This is a genomic window from Caballeronia sp. dw_19 (assembly GCF_018449515.1).
GTDB lineage: Bacteria > Pseudomonadota > Gammaproteobacteria > Burkholderiales > Burkholderiaceae > Caballeronia.
In genome coordinates this window covers 50,737-74,056 of record NZ_JAAVUQ010000017.1, presented here as the reverse complement: position 1 = coordinate 74,056, position 23,320 = coordinate 50,737, and the positions used below count along the sequence as shown (strand labels likewise).

General features: G+C 59.9%; 18 protein-coding genes. 4 read left to right on the top strand and 14 right to left on the bottom strand.

The window, feature by feature from the left end; translation table 11 throughout:
• The first annotated feature begins 6 nt into the window (after window positions 1-6).
• Window positions 7-360, top strand: a complete 354-nt coding sequence (locus tag HB376_RS22200; protein WP_047895661.1) for a YegP family protein — start codon at window positions 7-9, stop codon at window positions 358-360.
• Window positions 361-591: 231 nt separating this feature from the next.
• Here the strand turns inward: HB376_RS22200 and HB376_RS22195 are convergent, their stop codons facing one another.
• The 6 genes from HB376_RS22195 to HB376_RS22170 form a co-directional block, all read right to left on the bottom strand.
• A complete protein-coding gene (locus HB376_RS22195) occupies window positions 592-1,317 on the bottom strand; it encodes an amino acid ABC transporter ATP-binding protein (RefSeq protein ID WP_213765826.1) in 726 nt (241 codons plus the stop codon).
• On the bottom strand, window positions 1,314-1,991 hold the full coding sequence (gene gltK / locus HB376_RS22190; RefSeq protein ID WP_213765825.1) for a glutamate/aspartate ABC transporter permease GltK: 678 nt from the start codon (window positions 1,989-1,991) through the stop codon (window positions 1,314-1,316). The genes HB376_RS22195 and gltK overlap by 4 nt, the downstream gene beginning before the upstream one ends.
• Window positions 1,991-2,731 (bottom strand): amino acid ABC transporter permease, encoded by a 741-nt coding sequence (locus tag HB376_RS22185; RefSeq protein ID WP_213765824.1) that lies wholly within the window; start codon window positions 2,729-2,731, stop codon window positions 1,991-1,993. Before HB376_RS22185 ends, gltK begins: the two co-directional genes overlap by 1 nt.
• A gap of 69 nt (window positions 2,732-2,800) precedes the next feature.
• Window positions 2,801-3,694 (bottom strand): glutamate/aspartate ABC transporter substrate-binding protein, encoded by an 894-nt coding sequence (locus HB376_RS22180; protein ID WP_213765823.1) that lies wholly within the window; start codon window positions 3,692-3,694, stop codon window positions 2,801-2,803.
• 281 nt (window positions 3,695-3,975) lie between these two features.
• On the bottom strand, window positions 3,976-5,298 hold the full coding sequence (locus HB376_RS22175; RefSeq protein WP_213765822.1) for a Glu/Leu/Phe/Val dehydrogenase: 1,323 nt from the start codon (window positions 5,296-5,298) through the stop codon (window positions 3,976-3,978).
• Window positions 5,299-5,407: 109 nt separating this feature from the next.
• Window positions 5,408-6,376: a LysR family transcriptional regulator gene (locus HB376_RS22170; protein WP_213765821.1), complete on the bottom strand. Its 969-nt coding sequence runs from the start codon at window positions 6,374-6,376 to the stop codon at window positions 5,408-5,410.
• Between the two features lie 369 nt (window positions 6,377-6,745).
• Here HB376_RS22170 and HB376_RS22165 point away from each other — a divergent pair, with 369 nt between their 5' ends.
• On the top strand, window positions 6,746-8,137 hold the full coding sequence (locus HB376_RS22165; protein ID WP_213765820.1) for an MFS transporter: 1,392 nt from the start codon (window positions 6,746-6,748) through the stop codon (window positions 8,135-8,137).
• A gap of 97 nt (window positions 8,138-8,234) precedes the next feature.
• Here HB376_RS22165 and HB376_RS22160 read toward each other — a convergent pair whose 3' ends face one another.
• Complete coding sequence (locus tag HB376_RS22160; RefSeq protein WP_213765819.1) at window positions 8,235-10,130, bottom strand: ABC transporter ATP-binding protein/permease; 1,896 nt, start codon at window positions 10,128-10,130, stop codon at window positions 8,235-8,237.
• Between the two features lie 315 nt (window positions 10,131-10,445).
• Between HB376_RS22160 and HB376_RS22155 the strand changes: the two genes are divergently transcribed.
• Window positions 10,446-10,841, top strand: a complete 396-nt coding sequence (locus HB376_RS22155; protein ID WP_213765818.1) for an acyl-CoA thioesterase — start codon at window positions 10,446-10,448, stop codon at window positions 10,839-10,841.
• Here HB376_RS22155 and HB376_RS22150 read toward each other — a convergent pair.
• Window positions 10,787-13,963: an EAL domain-containing protein gene (locus HB376_RS22150; protein WP_213765817.1), complete on the bottom strand. Its 3,177-nt coding sequence runs from the start codon at window positions 13,961-13,963 to the stop codon at window positions 10,787-10,789. The genes HB376_RS22155 and HB376_RS22150 overlap by 55 nt on opposite strands.
• A gap of 364 nt (window positions 13,964-14,327) precedes the next feature.
• Window positions 14,328-14,804, bottom strand: coding sequence for a nitrate reductase associated protein (locus HB376_RS22145; RefSeq protein WP_213765816.1), 477 nt, complete (start codon window positions 14,802-14,804; stop codon window positions 14,328-14,330).
• 204 nt (window positions 14,805-15,008) lie between these two features.
• On the opposite strand from HB376_RS22145, the gene fdhD reads away from it, so the two are divergent.
• The gene (gene fdhD / locus HB376_RS22140; protein WP_213765815.1) at window positions 15,009-15,857 is read left to right on the top strand and encodes a formate dehydrogenase accessory sulfurtransferase FdhD; all 849 of its coding nucleotides are present in this window, start codon (window positions 15,009-15,011) and stop codon (window positions 15,855-15,857) included.
• Window positions 15,858-15,953: 96 nt separating this feature from the next.
• Here the strand turns inward: fdhD and HB376_RS22135 are convergent, their stop codons facing one another.
• The 5 genes from HB376_RS22135 to HB376_RS22115 all read right to left on the bottom strand — a co-directional run bounded on the left by HB376_RS22135 (window position 15,954) and on the right by HB376_RS22115 (window position 23,118).
• Window positions 15,954-16,718 (bottom strand): enoyl-CoA hydratase, encoded by a 765-nt coding sequence (locus HB376_RS22135; RefSeq protein WP_213765814.1) that lies wholly within the window; start codon window positions 16,716-16,718, stop codon window positions 15,954-15,956.
• Window positions 16,719-16,806: 88 nt separating this feature from the next.
• Entirely contained in the window at window positions 16,807-18,006 is a 1,200-nt protein-coding gene (locus HB376_RS22130; RefSeq protein ID WP_213765813.1) for an acetyl-CoA C-acyltransferase, read from the bottom strand.
• A gap of 117 nt (window positions 18,007-18,123) precedes the next feature.
• Window positions 18,124-20,559: a 3-hydroxyacyl-CoA dehydrogenase NAD-binding domain-containing protein gene (locus HB376_RS22125; RefSeq protein WP_213765812.1), complete on the bottom strand. Its 2,436-nt coding sequence runs from the start codon at window positions 20,557-20,559 to the stop codon at window positions 18,124-18,126.
• 84 nt (window positions 20,560-20,643) lie between these two features.
• Window positions 20,644-22,431, bottom strand: a complete 1,788-nt coding sequence (locus HB376_RS22120) for an acyl-CoA dehydrogenase C-terminal domain-containing protein (protein WP_213765811.1) — start codon at window positions 22,429-22,431, stop codon at window positions 20,644-20,646.
• An 87-nt stretch (window positions 22,432-22,518) separates the two neighbouring features.
• Entirely contained in the window at window positions 22,519-23,118 is a 600-nt protein-coding gene (locus tag HB376_RS22115; RefSeq protein WP_213765810.1) for a TetR/AcrR family transcriptional regulator, read from the bottom strand.
• Window positions 23,119-23,320: the final 202 nt, after the last annotated feature.

Below are 23,320 nucleotides of genomic sequence, written 5' to 3'. Positions count from 1 at the left end.
TATGCAATGTCAGGAAAATTCGTCATCGACCGCGCCCGTAACGGCCAGTTCTATTTCAACCTGCGGGCCGCCAACGGCGAACCGATCCTCAAGAGCGAGACGTATGTGACGCGAGCGTCGGCGGAACATGGCATTGCATCGGTCAAGGCGAATGCGCTGATCGATGAACGCTACGAGCGCAAGACGGACAAAAGCGGCGCGCCTTATTTCAATCTCAAAGCCGGCAATCACGAGGTTATTGGCGTGAGCGAGGCTTATAGCAGCGCGGCGGCCAGGGATGCCGGGATTGAATCGCTGAAGAAAAATGCGCCCGATGCAGTGACACAGGACAACACGAAAGCAGCTTCGACCAGCCACTAGCGCTGGTCCACACACAAAGACAAAAATGGCCGTTCCAGCTCACGCCGGAAAGGCCATTTTTACGGCGCATGCTTGACGTTGACTTGATCAGCGTAGCCGAGCGGTTGCCGTGCATGGTCAGGAGGGCCAGTTGCCTGCGGATCACGGGGAAGTTAGCCCGGCAGTCCAATCTCTCTTTGAGCCAACTCGCCCGGCTGATCGGCGTTAGCCAAACCAGCCCGCATCAAACTATCAATGCAGAATCTTCGCCAAAAAGTCCTTGGCCCGATCCGACTTCGGGTTCTCAAAAAACGCGTCCTTCTTGTCGTCTTCCACAATGAAGCCCTTGTCCATGAAGATCACGCGATGCGCGACCTTCTTCGCAAAGCCCATTTCGTGCGTCACGCACATCATGGTCATGCCTTCCTGCGCCAATTCCACCATCACGTCGAGCACTTCGTTGATCATTTCCGGATCGAGCGCGGACGTGGGTTCATCGAAGAGCATGGCGATCGGATCCATCGATAACGCCCGCGCAATCGCCACCCGCTGTTGCTGTCCGCCAGAAAGCTGGCCGGGGAATTTATCGGCGTGAGCGCTTAAACCCACGCGCTCCAGCAGCTTCAATCCCTTCGCTGTCGCTTCGTCCTTCGAACGCCCCAGCACCTTGATCTGAGCCAGCGTCAGGTTCTGCACGATCGTCAGATGCGGAAACAGTTCGAAGTGCTGGAACACCATGCCGACTTTCGAGCGCAGTTTCGACAGGTTGGTTTTCTTGTCGCCGATCGATTGCCCGTTGATCGTGATCTCGCCCTTCTGGAACGGCTCGAGTCCGTTCACGGTTTTAATCAGCGTCGACTTGCCCGAGCCCGAAGGACCGCACACCACCACTACTTCACCTTTTTTGACTTCCGTCGTGCAATCGGTGAGCACTTGAAACGGGCCATACCATTTCGAAACATTCTTGAGTGAGATCATCGAGCGACCTTTTTCTGAAGACTTTTGACGAGACCGGATGCGGCGAGGCACACCACGAAATAACAGGCGCCGGCGAACAGCACCATTTCGACGGTCGTACCGTCGCGATCGCCCACATTCGTTGCCGTGCGGAAAAAATCCGCGAGGCTGATCACATACACCAGCGACGTATCCTGGAACAACACGATAGCCTGCGTGAGCAACAGCGGCACCATCGCGCGAAACGCCTGCGGCAGCACGATCAGCCGCATGGACTGCGTGTACGTCATGCCGAGCGCGAACGCCGCGTTCACCTGCCCGCGCGACACCGCCTGAATGCCTGCACGAATAATCTCCGAATAATACGCGGCCTCAAACAGCGAGAACGCGACCATGGCGGAAGCGAGCCGGATATCGATTTCCGGCGATAACCCCAGCACATTCTGCAGGAATTGCGGCACGATCAAAAAGAACCACAGCAGCACCATCACGAGCGGGATGGAACGAAACAGCGTCACATACCCCTTCGCGAACCATTCGAGCGGCTTGATGCCCGAGAGGCGAAACAGCGCGAGCACGGTGCCCCAGAGAATCCCGAACACGAGCGCGAGCACCGTGATCTTGAAGGTGATGATCGCGCCGGTCCAGAGCGTAGGCAGCGAACTCGGCACACTGCTCCAATTGAAATGATGCATCACTTGCCTCCAATGTAGCCGGGCAGCCGAGTCCTGGCTTCGACCACTTTCATCAGTTGCATGACGACCAGATTGATCAGCATGTAGGCAAGCGTCACGGCGATGAACGACTCATACGACTGCGCGGTGTAATCCACAAGCTGTCGCGCCTGCGCCGACAATTCGAGCAACCCGATGGTGGATGCCACTGCCGAGTTCTTGAACACGTTCAAGAATTCCGACGTAAGCGGCGGCACGATGATGCGGTACGCGACCGGCATCAAGATGTAGCGGTACGTCTGCCATTCGGTGAAACCCATGGCGAGACCGGCGGCGCGCTGTCCGCGCGGCAAGGCCGCAATGCCCGAGCGCACTTGCTCGCACACGCGTGCTCCGGTGAACAACCCGAGGCAGATGATGGATGACGAATAGAACTGCACGTTCGGGGGCAACTGCTTGAACCAGTTGCCGATGGAAACGGGCAGCAACTCCGGTATCACGAGGTACCAGATGAAGAACTGAACGAGCAGCGGGATATTACGAAAGATGGCGACATAAACCGTGCCGATGGCAGCCAGCTTCCTGTTGGGCACGGTGCGAAGAATGCCGAACAACGAGCCGACCACGAGCGCCACGATCCATGACGCAAGCGACACGGTAACGGTCACCCAGAAACCGGAAATAAGCCAGCCGAGATAGGTTGTCGGCTCGCCGGTCGAGACGGGGCTTAGGAAAACGCCCCAATTCCAGTGGTAGGACATGGACTCCCTCCAAAAGAAAACGGAAGAAGCAGCGCTCCTTCCGTTTCCATCAATCGAGCAGAACCGAGATTAATCGATTGCCTTGTCGTTCGGGTTCTTGAAAAGCGCCTTCATGTCATCGCTTTCCGGGAAGTTCAGGTTAAGACCCTTCGGCGGAATCGGACTTTCAAACCACTTCTTGTAGATCTTGTCGCCTTCGCCCGAGGTTTCGACCTTGGCGATGGCGTCATCGACTACCTTCTTGAACTCTGGATCGTTCTTGCGCAGCATGCAGCCATAAGCTTCACGCGATTGCGGCGTACCGACAATCACGAAATCCTGCGGCGTGCTCGACTTCGCACGTTCGCCGGCCAGCAAAGCGTCGTCCATCATGAACGCTACTGCGCGTCCCGTCGACAACGTCAAAAACGAGTCGCCGTGATCCTTCGCGCTGATGATGTTCATGCCCATGCTCTTTTCCTGGTTCATCTTGCGAAGCAGGCGCTCGGACGTGGTTCCAGCGGTCGTCACAACGGTCTTGCCCTTCAGGTCGTCGAAGTCCTTGATCCCCGAATCCTTCTTGGTCATCAGGCGCGTGCTGATCACGAAGATGGTGTTGGAGAACGCGACTTGTTGCTGACGTTCGAGGTTGTTCGTGGTCGAACCGCACTCGAGGTCGATCTGGTTACCCGTCACGAGCAGCAGGCGGTTTTGCGACGTGACCGACTTCTGTTGAATCTTCAGGTTCGGCATGTTGAGCTTTTCCTTGACGGCGTCGACCACCTTCAAAGCAAACTCATACGAATAGCCAATGACCTGTTGCTTGTCGTCGTAGTACGAGAACGGAATCGACGACTCGCGGAAACCCAGGTAGATGTTCCCTGAATCCTTGATTTTCTTGAGCGTATCGTTGTTTTGCGCTTGCGCGCCCGATGCGAAAAGTCCCAGTGCGGCAAGCAGCAGCGCAGCTTTTTTAATCTTCATAATGTGTGATCTCCTTGGCGAAAACGGCGCAATTTTAGCAGGGTAATAAATTTGAAAGAATGAATGTTGTCCACAGTTGTCATTTTTGAGACACCCGCTGTTGTCAGGCTGAGCGGGGGTTTCAGCGCTTTCAATTGCCGTTGGTTCTGCCCTAATTTTCTTGTGTTTTTACGCGAAACGCCCGTCGACGTCCTGAAGGACGACGGCGGGCGTCTTGATGCTTTTTGCGTTAGCGCCGCTTCATGCAGGCAAACGCGCGCAAACGTTTCTGATGCCTGAAATCACGGATACAGGCCACGCATTTCGCGCGCTTGCAGAATTCGCGTACACGCGACAATGAACGCCGCCGTGCGCACTGATACCGAATGCTCGCTGGCCACTTGCCACACGGCCGCGAATGCTTCGCGCATCACACGTTCGAGTCGCTGGTTGATTTCGTCTTCGGTCCAGAAGAAGCTTGAGAAATCCTGCACCCATTCGAAGTACGACACCGTCACGCCGCCCGCATTAGCGACCACGTCGGGAATTACGAGAATGCCCTTGTCGTGGAGAATGTCGTCGGCCGCCGTTGTGGTCGGGCCGTTGGCGCCTTCCACCACGATCTTCGTCCTGATCTTCGGCGCGTTTTCTTCCGTGATCTGGCCTTCGAGGGCGGCCGGAATCAGGATATCGGTTTCAATGGTCCAGAACTCGTCTTTGCCGATCGGGTCCGCGCCTTCGAAGCCACCCACGCCGCCGTGCTTGGCCACGTGCTCGAGCAACGCGGCTGCATTGATACCCGACGATTTGTACAGCGAACCGGTGTGATCCTGCACCGCCACCACTTTCGCGCCGGCTTCCTGGAACAGCCGTGCAGCGATCCCGCCGACGTTACCAAAACCCTGCACGGCGATGCGCGCGCCTTCAATGTCAAAGCCAATCCGGCGCGCCGCTTCCGAGCCCACGACGAACACGCCGCGGCCGGTTGCTTCCTTGCGGCCGAGCGAACCACCGAGGGAGATCGGCTTGCCGGTCACCACGCCGGTTGCTGTCTGGCCCTGGTTCATCGAGTACGTATCCATCATCCACGCCATGATCTGCTCGTTCGTGTTGACGTCCGGCGCAGGGATATCCGTATTCGGCCCAATGATGATGCCGATTTCGCTCGTATAACGACGTGTCAGGCGTTCGAGTTCGCCACGCGACAACGTGCGCGGATCGACACGAATACCGCCTTTTGCGCCGCCGTACGGTACGTTCACAGCCGCGTTCTTCACCGACATCCACGCCGACAGCGCCATCACTTCGGAAAGCGTAACGTCCTGGTGATACCGCACGCCGCCCTTGCCTGGACCACGCGACATGTTGTGCTGGACCCGATAGCCTTCGAAGTGCGTGACCGTGCCGTTATCGAGTTCGATAGGGCAATCGACGATCAGGATGCGCTTCGGGCGCTTGAGGGTTTCAATCCAGCGCGACAGCGAGCCGAGATACGGCGCGACACGATCGACCTGCTGGAGATAGTTACCCCAGGGGCCGAGATGCGTGGAATCGAGATAGGAGGGAATGGCGTGCTGAACAGCGGGAACAGCAGAAGCGGTGCGGTCTTGTTGCGGCGATGACATCGAAGCTCCAGCGTTGTGTGGAATGGCTTCATTGTCGAAAATTCGGATATTGAAATCCAATGCCGTTTCATCATTGCGTTATGTTTTTCTTGCATAACGCCTGAGACGCTTATGTGGCCTGGGTTTCCGCGGGTCTCGATACCTCTTCGCCCACTGCTTCCCAAAGATTACGCATCAGGGCCTGGCGAGGATCGTCACCCTTCGACGCCATTTTGTCTCGATACAAACGAATTTCCATCGTCAGCGTGAACTGACCCGCCGGTGTTCCGCGGGTTCCCCGGTCGAGCCGGATCAGGCTGCCTTCATCAACTTCGTTGGCCACTGCGCTGTGCGGCAGGAAAGCCACGCCATGACCAGCCAGCGCCATCGCCTTCAGACCTTCGGCCATGTCGGTTTCGTAGACCTTGTCGAGATAAAGACGCGCCGGCGAGGTCGCGATGATCACCTCCGTCATGCGGCCGAGATAAGCGTTAGGCGTGTATGAGAGATACGGCACGGGGGCATCGGCGGTAGCGGGCAATGTGTAGCGCGCGCGGCCACCCTTGTTCACCGATGAAAACGGACTGATGGGTTCGGTGCCGAGCGTGAGCATGTCGTAGCGGGCCGGATCGAGCGCCACTGGATGGCTCGGATGGTGATAACCCATCACCAGATCGCAGCCGCCTTCCACCAGCGACAACACGGCGTCGTGCACGTTCAGCGCGCGCAAACGCGTGTTGATGCGCCCCAGTCGCGCTTCTATATGGTGTAGCCAGCGCGGGAAATAGGTCAGCGAGAGCGTGTGCGGAACCGCGAAGTCGATGGTCGCATTGGGCACGCCGGTCTGCCCGCGCAATAGCGTGCGCGCTTCGTGGAACTGCGAAAGCATCGCGAGCGCCTGCTCGTAGAAAACCTGACCGGCTTGCGTGAGGCGCGTCGGGTAGACCGAGCGGTCGATGAGATCCGTGCCCAGCCACGCTTCGAGCGCCTGGATCCGGCGCGAGAAAGCCGGCTGCGTAATGTGCCTCAGTTCGGCCGAGCGGCTGAAACTGCGCGTCTCCGCGAGCGAGACGAAATCTTCGAGCCATTTCAGTTCCATGCGGCTCCTTCGGCCTGGTTGGGGATGCTCCCTGAACGCACTCGCATTTTACCGTTGCGTTCGCGGCAACTTCGGGCGGTCCGCTTTGAACGGCGCGAGGCGCTCGCACCATTCTCACGCGACTCGCACACGCGCGGTGCTGCGCTGCAGCGATACCAGTGCGTGCGGCATCGTGTCCAGTTGGGCTAATTGTTAGCGCTTATGGGCCTTCATCCGGTGCAAAGCCGCGCCGACGTTCAGTCTGCGGCTACCCGCTTAAAGATGGATTTCGTTGGCATGATACTTGCAATTCCCGGTCGGCCGAGCGTCGGGCGTCTTTAAGAACACATCATCGATGCATTGCCAGAGCCGATCCACGCGGAGAATCCGATGAAAAACCTGCTCACCTCGTTAAAGAGCGGCAACTGGCGCTCGCTGGTTGCCTGCTTCCTGTATTTCGATACCGGTTTCACCGTCTGGGTGCTGTACGGACCGCTTGCGCCGTTCATGAGCAAGGACATCACGATGACCGCCGCGCAGCAGGGCTTTCTCGTCGCGGTGCCGGTTCTCGCCGCCGCGATCCTGCGCGTGACGCTGGGCAACTTGTACCAATCCACCGATGGCCGCCGCGTGGCTTTGATGGGCGTGGCGCTTTCATCCGTCCCGACCATTGTCCTGCCACTTTTGTCCGGCACGCCGTCGTACTCGCTGCTGCTCGTGCTTGGTGTATTCCTCGGCATGGGCGGCGCGAGTTTCGCCGTCGCGTTGCCGATGGCCGGCAGCAACTATCCGCCGAAGGTGCAGGGTCTTGTGCTCGGACTGGCCGCAGCGGGCAATATCGGCGCGGTACTCGATGGTTTCCTGTTCCCCCATCTCGCCGATGCCTTCGGCTGGAAACTTGCCACCGCGGCCGCATTGCCCTTGCTCGCGATCACGGCGATTGCGCTGTTCGTGTGGGCATCGGATGGCGGTCAGAAGAGCGGCAGCACATCGCGCGCAATGACGAGTTTCGCGATCACGCTCGGTGGGTTGATCGTGATGGTGCTCGCGGTGCACGGCGGCGTGTTCGGCAGCGGGCGTACGGGTGTCTTGCTGCTGCCGGTGCTCGGCGCGCTGCTCGCGATTGCCGTGCTGCCGAAACATTACCGCGCGGTGCTCGGTGAACGCGATACATGGGTCGTGATGCTGATCTATAGCATTACGTTCGGCGGGTTTGTCGGGATGTCGTCGTATGTGACGTTGCTGCTGACGAATCTCTATCAGATGCCAAAGATCGAAGCAGGTCTATTCATGGCGATGCTCGCGTTCCTCGGCGCGATCGTGCGGCCCCTCGGCGGTTATCTCGCCGACCGCGTGACCGGCGTGCGCGCGTTGCTCGTGCTGCTGGCGGTGATTGCTATCGCCGACTTTGCGTTTGCGGTGTGGATGCCGCCGGTCGCGGGTGGTATCGCGTTGCTGGTTTGTCTTTATCTGTGCTTCGGACTGGGCAACGGGTCGACGTTCCAGCTCGTGCCGCAGCGGTGGAAAGGCAAGACCGGGCTGTTGTCGGGGATTGTCGGTGCGGCGGGCGGGATCGGCGGGTTTTATCTGCCGGTAATCATGGGGATGGCTAAGGAAAGTACCGGAAGTTATCAGATGGGTTTTGCGACGTTCGGCGTGTTGGCGGTCTTTGCGTTTGGGTTCCTGCTCGCGCTTCGCACGCAGTGGCTGCGCTGGGCCGCGCCGGGAGTGGTAGCGGCCGGGCATGGCGGCGCAACGGCGATGGTTCACGCCACGGAATAAGGTCGCGGGGCTTAAAGCGTCGATGCCCGAAGGTATCGACGCTTTTTTGTTGCCTCCCGGCAGCTTGGGTAATTGCCTTTCCGGATGCCACGGCGTTTCAAGCCCGTGCCGGCTCGCCCACCTCCACCGCATCATTCGCACCCTCTTCCGGCTCCGCTGCCTTCTGCTGTTGCAGCGCCCACATCTGCGCAAACAACCCACCGGCGCGTACCAGTTCCGTATGTGTCCCGCGCTCCACAATCCGCCCGTGATCCATCACGATAATCTGCTGCGCATGAACCACCGTCGATAACCGGTGCGCAATGATCAACGTCGTCCGTTCCTGCGCGATCAGATCCAGTTCATGCTGAATGGCGCGTTCCGATTTCGAATCGAGCGCGGACGTGGCTTCATCGAAGATGAGGAGCGGCGGGTTCTTCAACAAAGTCCGCGCGATAGCCACGCGCTGCTTCTCCCCGCCCGATAACTTCAACCCGCGCTCACCCACCGGCGTCTCGTACCCCGCCGGCAAACTTTCGATGAACTCATGAATATGCGCTGCCCGCGCCGCCGCGATCACTTCATCGCGTGAAGCCGAGGGCCGGCCATACGCGATGTTGTAGTAGATCGAATCGTTGAAAAGCACCGTATCCTGCGGCACGATACCAATGGCCGCACGCAGCGAATCCTGCGCGACATCGCGGATATCCTGGCCATCCAGCAGAATCTGGCCACCTTGCTCACGGTCGAGATCATAGAAACGAAACAGCAGACGGCCGAGCGTCGATTTGCCTGAACCGCTATGACCGACCACCGCCGTCGTCGTCCCCGCCGGAATCGTGAAATCGACACCATGAAGGATCGGCCGCGCGCGTTCGTACGAAAAGCTCACGTTCTCGAACCGGACCTCAGCCCCCTTCACGACCAGCGGCGGAGCATTCGGCACATCCGGCACTTCACGCCCGGCGCCGAGCAGCGTGAACATGCGGTCCATATCGGTGAGACTCTGCTTGAGCTCGCGATACACCACGCCGAGGAAATTCAGCGGGATATACAACTGCAGCATGAACGTGTTGATCAGCACGAGATCACCGAGCGTCAGATGCCCTGCAATAACGCCTTGCGTCGCGCGCCAGAGAATGAACACAAGCCCCGTGCCAATGATGAATTGCTGCCCGAAGTTAAGCACCGACAACGACCGCTGCGAGCGAATAGCCGCCGTCCGATAGCGCCTCAGGTTTTCATCGTAACGCTGCGCTTCCCACTCTTCGTTGCCGAAATACTTCACGGTCTCGTAATTCAACAATGAATCGATGGCACGCGAATTCGCCCTCGAATCGAGTTCGTTCATCGTGCGCCGGAAATGCGTGCGCCATTCGGTGAGCTTGATCGTGAACACGATGTACGTCACCAGCGCGATCAACGTGACGATCGCGTAATACGCTTCGTATTTCGCGACAAAAAATCCGAGCACGAGGCCGACTTCCACGAGTGTCGGCAGGATGCTGTAGAGCGAATATGAAACGAGTTGCTGAATGCCGCGCGTGCCGCGTTCAATATCCCGCGACATGCCGCCGGTCTGCCGGTCGAGATGAAACCGCAGCGACAGCGAATGCAAATGCCGGAACACCTTCAGCGCGAGTTGCCGCACGGCGCTTTCCGTGACCTTCGCGAACAGCATTTCGCGCAACTCGGTGAATAGCGACGTAGACAGTCGCACGATTGCATAAGCCACGACCAGCAGGCCCACGCCGCTCACCAGGATGATCGCGGCGGAATCCTGCGCACGCCCGAGCGCGGTCAGATGCTGGATGGAACTGAGGCTGTCGATGACCTTTTTCATCACGATCGGCACGCCCAGATTCGCGACTTTCGCGCCGATCAGGCAGGTCAGCGCAAAACCGACACGCCATTTGTACGTAGTCAGGTACGGCAGCAGCGAGAGAATGGTCTGCCAGTCGTTACGCGGGCCTTTCGCTATAGGAACCGGTTCGGAGGGAGAGTTGCGGCGCATGGATTCGAGGTCTGCAGAGGTCCGCGCCGCAGGGTCACAGGGTGCCAAACGGTGTCGGACGAGCGAGGTATCGCGGGACGGGCGCCCATCTCAAAATGCGGGCTTTCCCGTACAATTCGATGTTTCCCGGCGTCGGCAACAATCAGTCAAACCTGCGCTAAACGCCGTAAAAGCACGCTGAAACGGGTGTGGACAACTCAGATTCAAACCAGACTCGTTCGAGCGCCAGCAACATCATTTAATCCTGCATTGTCGCAGAAGGTGCATCGGCGCGCTGACCGCCGGCATCCCTCACTCTTTCATGGAAATCCGCTCGTGACCCAATCTTTGCAACTCCCGAACAAACCGGTCGCGCTGCGCGTGGTGCCGCAACCGTCCGATGCCAACGTCCACGGCGATGTCTTCGGCGGCTGGATCATGGCGCAGGTGGACATCGCCGGATCGATCCCGGCCAGCCGGCGCGCGAACGGGCGCGTGGCGACCATCTCGGTGAATTCGTTCGTGTTCAAGCAGCCGGTGTTTGTCGGCGATCTGCTGAGCTTTTATACGGATATCGTGAAGACGGGCAATACGTCGGTGACGGTATCGGTCGAGGTCTACGCGCAGCGCATGAGCCTGGCAGAAGACGTGGTGAAGGTCACGGAGGCCACGCTGACCTACGTGGCCACCGACAGCGACCGCCGTCCGCGCGCGTTGCCCGTCCTGGACTGATCGGAACCGGGGCGCGGGCTGGTCCCGCTCTTCAGCAACAGCGCGGGAATCTCGCCGGCCGGCAGCGGCGGCGAGAAGAAGAAGCCCTGCATCTCGTCGCAATCGCGAGCAACCAGGAAGTCCAGTTGCGCCGCCGTCTCCACGCCCTCCGCGATCACCTGCAACTCAAGCGAGTGAGCCAGCGCGATGATCGCTGAAGTAATCGTTTCATTGCCTCCCGATGTACCGATATCCGCAACAAACGAGCGGTCGATCTTCAACCGGTCCACCGGAAAGCGCTTCAGATAACTGAGGCTTGAATACCCGGTCCCGAAGTCGTCGATGGCAATGCTGATGCCGAGCGCCGCCAGCTCCGACAACGTGGTGACGGCGTCTTCCCCGTTGTTCATGATGGCGCTCTCGGTGAGCTCGATTTCCAGGTAATGCGGCGCAAGACCCGTTTCCTCCAGCACGGACGTCACCAGTACGCGGATATCGCGCTGCTGGAATTGCCGCGCCGACAGATTCACCGACATCCGCGCCGGCGGCAATCCCTCATCCTGCCATGCCTTGTTTTGCCGGCATGCCTCGCGCAGCACCCACTCGGACAATGGCCCGATCAGCCCGCATTCTTCGGCCACCGGAATAAACGCGCCCGGCGAGACCAGCCCGAACTCCGGGTCCATCCAGCGCACGAGCGCTTCCATGCCGACAATCTCGCCCGTCGCCAGCTCCACTTGCGGCTGGTAGTGCAGCAGGAATTCGCCGTCGCGCAACGCCCGCCGCAAACGCCGCTCGACGTCCATCCGCGCCCCCACGCTCGCATTCATTTCCGGCTGATAGAACTGGTACGTGTTGCGTCCCATGTCCTTCGCGCGATACATCGCGATATCGGCCTTCTTGAGCACGGTTTCGGCGTCGTCGCCATCTTGCGGAAACAGGCTCGCGCCAATGCTGCAGCCCACGTACATTTCCGTTCCATCCAGCCATACCGGGTCCGAAATGGCGGTTCGCACGCGCTCCATCCAGGCAATCAGCGCGCTTTCGCCGGCCATGTCCGGGAGCACGATCACGAACTCGTCGCCGCCGTGGCGCGCGACCGTATCGCCGGCGCGGCCGCAACGCGCCAGCCGCTCGGCGACCACCGCGAGCAACCGGTCGCCTACGCTGTGGCCCAGGCTGTCGTTGACGTTCTTGAAGCCATCGAGATCGACAAAAACCACGGCCACCGTGTTGTCCTCCCGGCGTGCCCGATCAATCGCGTGTTGTAGCCGTTGACGCAGGAGATTGCGGTTGGGCAGCCGCGTAAGCGTGTCGTAGTTCGCCTGATATTCGAGCTGCTCCTGATAGCGGACGACTTCGGTGACATCGTTGATCACGCCGACGTGATGCGTCGTGCGGCCTTGCGCATCCGGCACCGGCGCGATGAACAGCTGATTCCAGAATAGTACGCCATCCTTACGATAATTACGCAACACCGCACTCGCTTCGCGGTTCGCGGCGAGACCCATACGGATTGCCTCAAGACCTTCCTGGTCGAGATCGTCGCGCTGGAGGAAACGGCAATCGCGACCCACGATATCGGCCGGGTCGTAACCCGTAATGCGCTTGAACGCCGGATTCGCGTATTCGATCACGTTGCCCGTAGCACTCGTGCCGGTGATCAGCACGGCGTTCACGCAGGCATCCAGCGCGCGGCTTTGCAGGCGCAGCGCGAGTTCGGCGCGCTTGCGCTCGGTCGTGTCGTCGTACGAACCCAGCACGCCGATAATGCGCCCCGCCCCGTCGAGCAGCGGCATCTTGCTGGTAATCGACGCACGCACTCCGTCGTCGCGCTCAACGTCGCATTCCACGTTCATCAGCGGCTGACCGGTCGCGAGGACCTGGAGATCGTCGTCACGAAGTTGCTCCGCCGAGCGCCACCAGGGCAGCTCGGCGTCGGTCATGCCGACCACCTGTTCCTTGCTCGCGAGACCGGCATCGCGGGCAAAGGCGGAATTGCAGCCCAGATAGCGCGATTCCCGGTCCTTCCAGAAGATCCGCTGCGGAATATTGTCGATAAGCGATTCCAGCATCTGCTTCGAACGCCGCGCCTCGGTCTCGGCATTGATGCGGTCGGTGACGTCGTTGGCGAGCATGAAAATGCCGGGATGCCCCGAATAGGTCAGTGCGTGCGATGAGATATCAGCACTCACCTGCGCGCCGTCGCGGCGCTTGTGCCGCCAGACGCCCGCCGGCCGTTGCGCGCCGGTCTGGCGCGGCTGATTGCCCTTGTGGCGCGCGAGAAGTGTCGCGAACCGGTCGAAGTCGTCGTCGGCGTGCAGGTCGCGCATGCTCATCGACAGGAATTCGAGTTCGTTGTAACCGTAATGCGCAAGCGCCGCCGGATTCACGGCAACGAAGCGATACGTCGCGGCGTCGACAATCCACATGGGTACCGGATGCGCGTCGAACAAATCGCGGAAACGCTCGTTGCTGCGCTGCATTGCCCGGGCAATGCGCAACTTGTCGCGCGCCGATTTCTCGTGGCGCGCGAAGGTGTAGATCAGCGCGCCGCCGCCGGCGAGCATCGTGAGGATCAGCAAGAACACGGCGCGGCTGGACGCCAGCGCAGATTCATTGAGCGTAGCCGCGAGCGAATCGGCTTCCCTCGCACGCAGGACCGCCAGTTCGACATCGAGGGATTGCTGGTCTTCGGCGAGCCGGCGGACGGCTTGCCGGGTCCAGTCGCGGGCCGCGCCAGGCGCGTCTATGGCGGCGCGTTCGAACGCCGATTGACCGTCGCGTTTCGCGATGCGCGCGCTTTCGCCGAGCAGGTAGAACGCGCCTTGCATGTCGGGTTCGTAATCGAACTGGGCGCGCAGGCCGCTTTCCAGCGCGTTGATATGTTCTGCACGCGCCTCGCGCACGTCTGCCGCCGTAAGCACGCCGCTTGCCTCGTACCAGCTGATTTCCGGGAGGATTTCGCCAAGAGCGCTGCGGTACGCGTCGAGGTCGCGCATCAGGCTGAGCGAGCGGCGCGTACGCGCGTCGGCATCGCTTTGCCGGTCGATTTGCTGGTATGCGACGAACGCGTTCGCCCCCATGGCGATCAGAACGACAGCCAGGTTCACCAGCAGACGGCGGGAAAAGAATGAGTTCATGGGTTCGATCGCCGTCCGGGAGGCGGGGCTGGGAAGACTGGGCGCGTGTCTTCGCATCGATTTCCGTGTATCGATAGTTGATTATCGGCAGGAGCGGAGGGGAATTTAGGGTGGGCGCTTAAAAGGCGCCTTTTAAAGGGTAGCCGGTGGGGGCAGCAAGCGGCCAGTGTCGGTCTGCTGCCAGCCGCGCGGATCTGGGTAGGTGCGACTGGCGCGCTGCGGTTCCCCGGCGGAGAATCTGATCTCACGCCCTAACGATTTCCACCCGGCGCGGTTTCGATCCCGCCCAGGTTGTGACACTCCTCAGACGCCCGCTAGCGCCCCTCGGCCGCCAGCAGCCCCGTCTGTGGACGCAAGTAACCACTTAATCGGCTAGGCCAAACTCTCGCATCGCCGGAACGAAGTCGTGGTTGACTTCGGCCTTGCGCGATAACTTCGCCAGCGCGTAACGCTGGAACGGCGAAAGCTCCGACCATCGACCCAGGCTCGGCGAGCCGATCCCGCACAAACTGCTCTGGCGAATCACGGTTTCAGGCACGACGTCGGTGTGCGCCCAGATCGGATCGCCATCGGGTGCGAATGTTTCCGGCGTTGCGTCGGCGTGGGTTCGAAGCATCTCGGCGAGCGCCCGGTCGAAATTGGGTTCGATCGCGGCGTCGTCTTCAACAGGAAAACGCGCGAGCAGTTCGCGGTCGCCGTGCGGCAGCCGTCTCCACTGATCGAGCGAAATGATCTGGCCGAAGCGGTCCAGGTTAAAGCGCACGACGAGCGGAATGAAGCTCAGATTCTCAGTCGACTCCAGTTCGAATCCGAACAGGCGCGGAGCGTCGTAAAGTGCCATGGCAGGTGCCTCGTTGGCGTAATGGACAAGGAAAGCGAGTGAGGCCGCGGTAGGTTATCGTAGGGCCTTGAACGGCTTGTAGTGTGTCTGCTGCCCCATAAAGGAGCAAGGGTTATGCCCGAATTTATCTCGTAAATGCTGATGGGAAGTCGCTTAGAGCGGCTAAAACGCGACATCGAAAGCAATCAGCAAGTGAGCCATGCCATGAATGACACAGACATCGACGACCAGCCCGGCTACGTACAACGGTCCGTACGGCGCCACCGGCTGGGCGAAATACGCGACGCCGCCGACGACGTCGGCCAGGAATGGCCCGTCGCGCTGGTCTACAACGGCATTTCGCACGCGGTCATGATGTGCACGCCGCGCGACCTGGAAGCGTTCGCGGTGGGCTTTTCGCTGACGGAAGGCATTGTGGAGCGTGGCAGTGACATTCACGACATCGAGGTATTTTTCCACGATACCCCCGCCAGTGACACCTTGCCCCACGCGGAAGTGCATCTGCAGGTGGTGCAGCAGGCGTTTGTCGCGCTGAAGCAGAAGCGCCGCGCGCTGGCCGGTCGCACGGGCTGCGGCGTGTGCGGGATCGAGAGTATCGACTTGCTGGATCTGCAGCCAGAGCGTGTGCCTGACACGGGTTTTTTGAACCGTCTTGCAGATGACGCCATTGCTCATGCCGCGCATGAATTGCCGGCGCATCAGCAGTTATCGAAGCTGACCGGTGGATTGCACGCCGCCGCCTGGTGCGACGAAAGCGGCGCGGTCAAATACGCGTTCGAAGACGTGGGACGCCACAACGCGCTCGATAAACTGATCGGGCATCTGGTGCTTCAACGGGTGGATACCACGCAAGGTTTCGTATTCCTTTCGAGCCGGGCAAGCTATGAACTCGTGCGCAAGTCGGCGCGGGTCGGTGTGCCGATGCTCGTCACCATTTCCGCACCTACGTCGCTGGCTATTTCCATCGCGGAAAAGGCGGGGTTGCGGCTGGTGAGTTTTGCGCGGGAGAACGGGTTCGTGGAGTATGGGCACGCGGACGGCGCCACACGTTGAGCGAAGCGTTGAGCAAAGCCCTGGCGTGCTTCAAGCCACCCCGTCTACAACACCGGAACTTGAGCCCTCGGTTTATCCGCGAGCCCAAGCCGGTCATCAATTAAACCGGCTGAAATCCGGCTTGCGCTTCTCGAAGAACGCCGTGAACGCTTCCTTCGCCTCGGGCGCGGTCAGCATGTGGGCGAAGTGCTCCGCCTCTGCCGCCATCTGCGCGCTGACTTCTGTCGCCTGAGCGCCCTTCATCAACGCCTTGGTCGCCTTCAGCGATGCCGCCGGCAATGCCGCGAGTTTTTTCGCCTGTTTCAGTGCGAAGTCGTCCACCTCTTCCGCCGGCAAAACGCGATTCACGATGCCCATGTTCGCGGCTTCGTTCGCATCGAATGGTTCACCCAGCAGCAGCTTCTCCGCCGCCCGCTGATAACCCGCAATGCGCGGCAACAACAAACTCGACGCCGCCTCCGGACACAGCCCAAGCTGCACGAACGGCAACGCGAACTTCGCGGTAGACGCTGCGTAGACCAGGTCGCAATGCAGCAGCATCGTCGTGCCGATACCCACAGCCCCGCCCGCCACCGCCGCCACCACCGGCTTCTGCGCGGTACTGATGCGGCGCAGGAACTGGAACACGGGCGCGTCCTGCTTTGCCGGCGGCGCCTTCATGAAGTCCTCGATATCGTTGCCCGCGCTGAACGTATCACCCACGGCGCGAATCAGCACCACACGCACGGCCGGATCGTTTTCAGCATCGAAGAAAGCGTCGGCCATGGTTTGATACATCGCGGCCGTCAGCGCGTTCTTGCGGGCCGGACGGTTGATGGTGATGCTCAGCACGCCGTCGACGTGTTCGGTGATGATGTCCATTCTCGTCTCCTGAACGAATCCTGAATGAAGAAACGGTTCGCGAACCGGATGGTGCGCGAACCGTCGTTTTGCATTGGCTAATAAGCGCTTACATCCGTTCGATAATGCCCGCCGCGCCCATGCCCGTTCCCACGCACATGGTCACCATGCCGTACTTCAGGTTGCGCCGGCGCAAGCCGTGAACCACGGTCGCGGCACGAATGGCGCCGGTCGCGCCAAGCGGATGACCCAACGCAATCGCGCCGCCAAGCGGATTGATCTTCGATGGATCAAGTCCGAGGTCCTGAATCACAGCCAGCGATTGCGCCGCGAACGCTTCGTTCAGTTCGATCCAGTCGATATCGTCCTGAGTCAAACCCGCCGCTTTCAACGCGGCAGGAATGGCTTCCTTCGGCCCGATGCCCATGATTTCCGGCGGCACGCCGCGCACCGCGAAACTCACGAAACGCGCGAGCGGCGTCAGGTTGAATTGCTTCAGGATTTTCTCGCTGACCACGATCAACGCGCCTGCACCGTCCGACGTCTGCGAGCTATTGCCCGCCGTGACCGACCCCTTCGCGGCGAAGACGGGGCGCAGTTTGGCGAGCCCTTCCATGGTCGTACCCTCGCGCGGACCCTCGTCGTTCTTTATCTCGCGTGCGTTGACGCGAATCTCACCCGTTGCCAGATCCGGGAAACGTTCGTTCAGCGTGAACGCCGCGATTTCATCGTTGAACTCGCCGGTGCGTTGGGCTTCCAAAGCGCGCCGATGCGATTCCACCGCGAACGCGTCCTGCGCTTCACGGCTGATCTTCCAGCGCTCCGCCACGCGTTCTGCCGTCAGGCGCATGCCGTAAGCAATGCCGACGTTCTCGTCACGATCGAAGATATGCGGCGACAGCGACGGCTTGTTGCCCATCATGGGCACCATGCTCATCGATTCACATCCACCCGCAATCATCACGTCCGATTCACCGACGCGAATCCGGTCGGCGGCCATCGCCAACGCGGTCACGCCCGAGGCGCAAAAACGGTTCACGGTCACGCCGCCCACGGTGTTCGGCAAGCCGGCCAGCAACGCGCCAATTCGCGCCACGTTCAGCCCTTGCTCGCCTTCGGGAATTGCGCAACCGATGATCGCGTCTTCAATCAGCTTCGTGTCCAGCCCCGGCACTTGCGCCACGGCTGAACGAATCGCGTGGACCAGCAGCTCGTCGGGCCGCGTGTTCTTGAAGATGCCACGCGGCGCCTTGCCGATAGGCGTCCGGCTCGCGGCGACAATATATGCGTCCTGCACTTGTTTGCTCATTTGCAGCTCCTTTGTTGACCAGAGTTGGCGTGTCGGCTGGAGTTAGCGCTTCAGCGCCTACTCCAGCCCCATAGCGCCTTACTCTGGTCCCATGCATCTATTTGCTGTACGCCCGCGTTAGTTACGAACCGGCTTGCCGGTTTGCAACATGCCCATGATCCGTTCCTGCGTCTTTGCGGTGCCGAGCAGGTCGACAAACGCGCGACGTTCGAGCGCCAACAGCCATTCCTCATCGACGAGACTGCCTGCTTCCACATCGCCGCCGCACACCGCTTCCGCGATACGGCTCGCAATCAGGAAATCGTGGTCGCTGATGAAACGGCCATCGCGCATATTCACGAGCGACGCCTTGATGGTCGAGATCGCCGAGCGCCCTGCTACGGGGATTTGCGTGGCACGCAACGGCGCACGATAACCAGCTGCCGAAAGAGCACGTGCTTCCTTCTTCGCGATATCGAGCAATTCGTGCACGTTGAAAACGATCGTGTCGGACGGTTTGAGATACCCCATCGCGCGTGCTTCCAGCGCCGATGCTGAAACCTTCGCCATCGCGGCATTTTCAAACGACTTCTGCAAGAACTTCAAAAGATCGCTGGTTGCGTTCACGGCGCCGGCTGCGCTCGCTGCGCGCAACGCGGCTTCCTTCAAACCACCGCCCGCCGGCACGAGACCCACACCCACTTCCACCAACCCCATATAGCTTTCAATGTGCGCCACGCGCTTCGCAGAATGCAACGCGAGTTCACAACCGCCGCCGAGCGCAATACCCGACACGGCGGCAACCACCGGCACGCTCGCATATTTCACGCGCAACATGCCTTGCTGGAAGTTCTTCACGAACGGTTCGATCCCCTTCGCGCCGCCCATCATGAACGCGGGCATGGCTTCTTCGAGATTCGCACCGGCCGAGAACGCGCCGCCCGGATTGCCGAGCTTCAACGCGGACGTTTGCCAGATCACGACGCCCTTGTAATCGGCTTCGGCGAGTTCGATCGCTTTCGTCAAACCTTCGATCACCGACGGTCCAATCGTGTTCATCTTGCTTTTGAACGACACGATCACAACGTCGTCTTCGCCTGCACGGTCATCGACCCAGGCGCGCACGGCATCGGTTTCGAACAGCGTCTTGCCGTAGGTTTTCGGATCGATACCCGCTTCACCGATCAGCGGTGCGCGGAACACCTGCTTGTTATAAACATCAAGCGATGAGCGCGGAATGAATTTAGAAGCCGTAGCCGACCACGATCCTTCAGCCGTATGCACGCCGCCCTTCTCGGCCACCGGACCGTCGAACACCCACGAAGGCAACGACGCTTTCGACAACGCCTTGCCTGCGTCGATATCTTCCTGCACCCACTTCGCCACTTGCGTCCAGCCAGCCGCTTGCCAGCTTTCGAACGGACCTTCGTTCCAGCCGAAACCCCAGCGGATAGCGAGATCGATATCGCGAGCATTGTCTGCAACGGATTCCAGATGCACGCCGATGTAATGGAACACATCGCGGAAAATGGACCACAGGAACTGAGCTTGCGGGTTTTCAGACTCACGCAAAAGCTTCAACCGCTCCGCCGGCGGACGCTTCAAGATACGGCCGACGAGTTCATCCGCCTTGCCGCCGCCATCGACGTACGTTCCCGTCTTCGGGTCCAGCACCTTGATTACTTTGCCTTCCTTCTTGTAGAAACCAGCGCCCGACTTTTGCCCCAACGCGCCGTTCTTCACCAAACCGGCGAGCACGGCCGGCGTTTCATACAACGCGAGGAACGGATCGTCCGGCAGGTTGTCCTGCATCGTCTTGATGACGTGCGCCATGGTGTCGAGACCGACCACATCCGCAGTACGGAACGTCGCGGATTTCGCGCGGCCGAGACGTGCACCGGTCAGGTCATCGACTTCATCGAAACGCAGTCCGAACTTCTCTGCTTCCGCGATCACCGCGAGAATCGAAAACACGCCCACGCGATTCGCGATGAAATTCGGCGTGTCCTTCGCCCGCACGACGCCCTTGCCCACCACGCTGGTCAGGAACGTCTCGAGTTGGTCGAGGATCTGCGGTTGCGTGGTATCGGTCGGGATCAGTTCGACCAGGTGCATGTAGCGCGGCGGATTGAAAAAATGCACGCCGCAGAAACGCGCTTTCAACTCGTCCGAAAAACCCTTCGACAACTCCGTGATCGACAGCCCTGACGTATTCGTCGCGAAAATCGCCTTTTCACCGATATACGGCGACACCTTCTTGTATAGGTCGTGCTTCCAGTCCATACGCTCGGCGATGGCTTCGATCACGAGATCGCACTCTTTCAGCTTCTCGATATCATCGTCGTAATTCGCGGGCTGGATGTATTGCGCGTCGTCCTTCACGCCAAATGGCGCGGGCGACAGCTTCTTCAGATTCTCGATCGCTTTCAACGCGATGCCGTTCTTCGGACCTTCTTTAGCCGGCAGGTCGAACAGCAGGACTGGCACCTGGGCGTTGATCAGGTGCGCAGCGATCTGCGCGCCCATCACGCCGGCGCCGAGCACGGCCACCTTGCGTATGTTCAGATTGCTCACGTTGTGTCTCCGGGAGAGGTATTCGAAAAGACGATGCGCTACGCCATTCAAAACGTAGATAACGTAGCGCAGTGCAAAAGAGGCCTAGAACAAGGCTTCGTCGTAGTCCATCAGCGTCTTCGATCCGGCGCGCGCCGCGCGAATCGTCGATGCCGTTTCAGGCAGCAGCTTGGCGAAGTAGAACCGCGCGGTGGCGAGCTTCGCTTTGTAGAACGGATCGCCTTCGGCTTCCTTATCCAGCGCGATACGTGCCATGCGCGCCCAGAAATACGAGAACACCAAGTGCCCGACAGTACGCAAATACGGCACGGAAGCGGCGCCGACTTCGTCCGGATTCTGCATCGCCTTCATGCCGATTTCCATGGTCAGCTTCTGCACCTTATCGCCAATGTCCGCGAGTGGGTTGATGAACTCCTGCATCTCCGGCTTCACGCCTTCTTCTTCCACGAAGTCGGTGACGAGCTTGCCGAACTTCTTCAGCTTCGCGCCCATGTCGCCGAGAATCTTGCGGCCGAGCAGGTCCAGAGCCTGAATGGAATTCGTGCCTTCGTAGATCATGTTGATGCGGGCATCGCGGACGTATTGCTCCATGCCCCACTCGGAGATAAAGCCATGGCCGCCGTAGATCTGCATGCCCATGTTCGTGCCTTCGAACGCGTTGTCCGTCAGGAACGCCTTGATGACCGGCGTGAGCAGCGCGACGAGATCGGCGGCGTCTTTACGCGCGGATTCATCGGCGTGGGACAGTTCTTTATCGATGTTCAGCGCAGCCCAGTACGTGAACGCGCGGCCCGCTTCGGCGTAGGCTTTTTGCGTCAACAACATACGGCGAACATCCGGATGCACGATGATCGGATCGGCGGCCTTCTCCGGCGCTTTCGGACCCGTCAGCGAACGCATTTGCAGGCGTTCCTTCGCGTACACGAGCGAGTTCTGATACGCGATTTCCGTCAGTCCCAGCCCTTGCATGCCGACGCCCAGACGCGCGGCGTTCATCATCACGAACATGGCATTCAAGCCCTTGTTCGGTTCACCGACAAGCCAGCCCTTCGCGTTATCCAGATTGATCACGCACGTTGAATTGCCGTGAATGCCCATCTTGTGTTCGATGGAACCGCACTTCACGCCGTTGCGTTCACCAGGAGCGCCCGCGTCAGTCGGAATGAACTTCGGCACGATGAAAAGCGAGATGCCCTTGGTCCCGATCGGTGCGCCCGGCAAGCGAGCCAGCACCAGATGCACGATGTTCTCGGCCAGATCATGTTCACCGCTGGAGATGAAAATCTTCGTGCCGATGATGGCGTAGGATCCGTCACTGTTCGGTTCGGCCTTCGTGCGCAGCATTCCCAGATCCGTGCCGCAATGCGGTTCGGTCAGGCACATGGTGCCGGTCCAGGTACCGTCCACAAGTTTCGGCAAGTACGTTTTCTGCAGCTCCGGCGCGCCGTGCGCGTGAACGCATTCATACGCGCCATGCGACAAGCCGGGGTACATCGTCCAGGCCTGGTTCGCCGAATTCAGCATTTCAAACAGCGCGTTGTTCACGAACGCGGGCAAGCCCTGGCCGCCGTATTCCGGATCGCAACCCAGCGCCGGCCAGCCCGCTTCCACGTATTGCTTGTAGGCTTCCTTGAACCCCGCCGGCGTGCGCACGACGCCATCGCCTTCGTACGTGCAACCTTCGCGGTCGCCAATCTGGTTCAGCGGAAAAAGCACCTCGGCGCAGAACTTGCCGGCCTCTTCGAGAACCTGATTGATGGTATCCGCGTCGAGGTCGGCATGCTTCGGCATGTTCTTGACCTCGGCTTCCACGTTGAGCAATTCATGCAAGACAAATTGCATGTCACGCAGCGGCGCTGTGTACTGTCCCATTTTTCTTCTCCAAGTGTCCAGGAAGCTTGAGCCTTGGTCGCCGCCGAATCTGCTTTACAGCATGCCCTCTGCCGATTCGCCCGACGCCTAACGGCCGTTGCTTTGATACGAAATAATCGTTTTTTCCAGCGCGTCCCGCGTCAGTTGCACTGCTTCCGGCAAGTGCAGGAAACGCGCATCATGATGCAGGCCGAGCGTGAAGCTATAGAGTTCAAACAGCATCAGCGCAGGATCTGTGTCCGGGCGCAAATGCCCTTCATCTTTCGCCTGGTTGATCGCACGCGTGAGCGCCGCTCGCCAGGTGGTCACGCTGTGCACGAGTTGCTCGCGGACCGCGCTGTCGGCACGATCGTCGTATTCCACCGCACCGCTGATGTAGATACAGCCCGTTGTCACTTCCTCGATGCGCTTTTCCATCCAGCGCGCCAGCATTGAACGCAAGCGCGGCAAACCGCGCGCTTCGCGCAGGCTCGGGTAGAACACTTCGTCTTCAAAGCGACGGTGGTATTCCTTCACCACCTCCACCTGAAGATCCTCGCGCGAGCCGAAATGCGCGAACACACCGCTCTTGCTCATTTGCATCCGTTCGGCCAGCAAGCCGATCGTCAAACCCTCAAGCCCGTCCCTGCTTGCCAGGTCCAGCGCAGCATCGAGGATCGCGACTCGTGTCTGTTCGCCTTTTCGCATGATCTTTACCGTTTTCGTTGAATCGAAATAAAATCGAACGGCCGTACTATTGTTATAGCTAGCCGCTCATGAAACAAGCTTTTTATTAGAAACCGGGGTCTAACTTGTGACTATATCTATCGGTTGAGTCTTAGTTTGTCCCGGTTTATAGGCGGACAGCCAGTCGGGGCGGCCCGGGTTTGACCGCACGGCGTTTTTTACG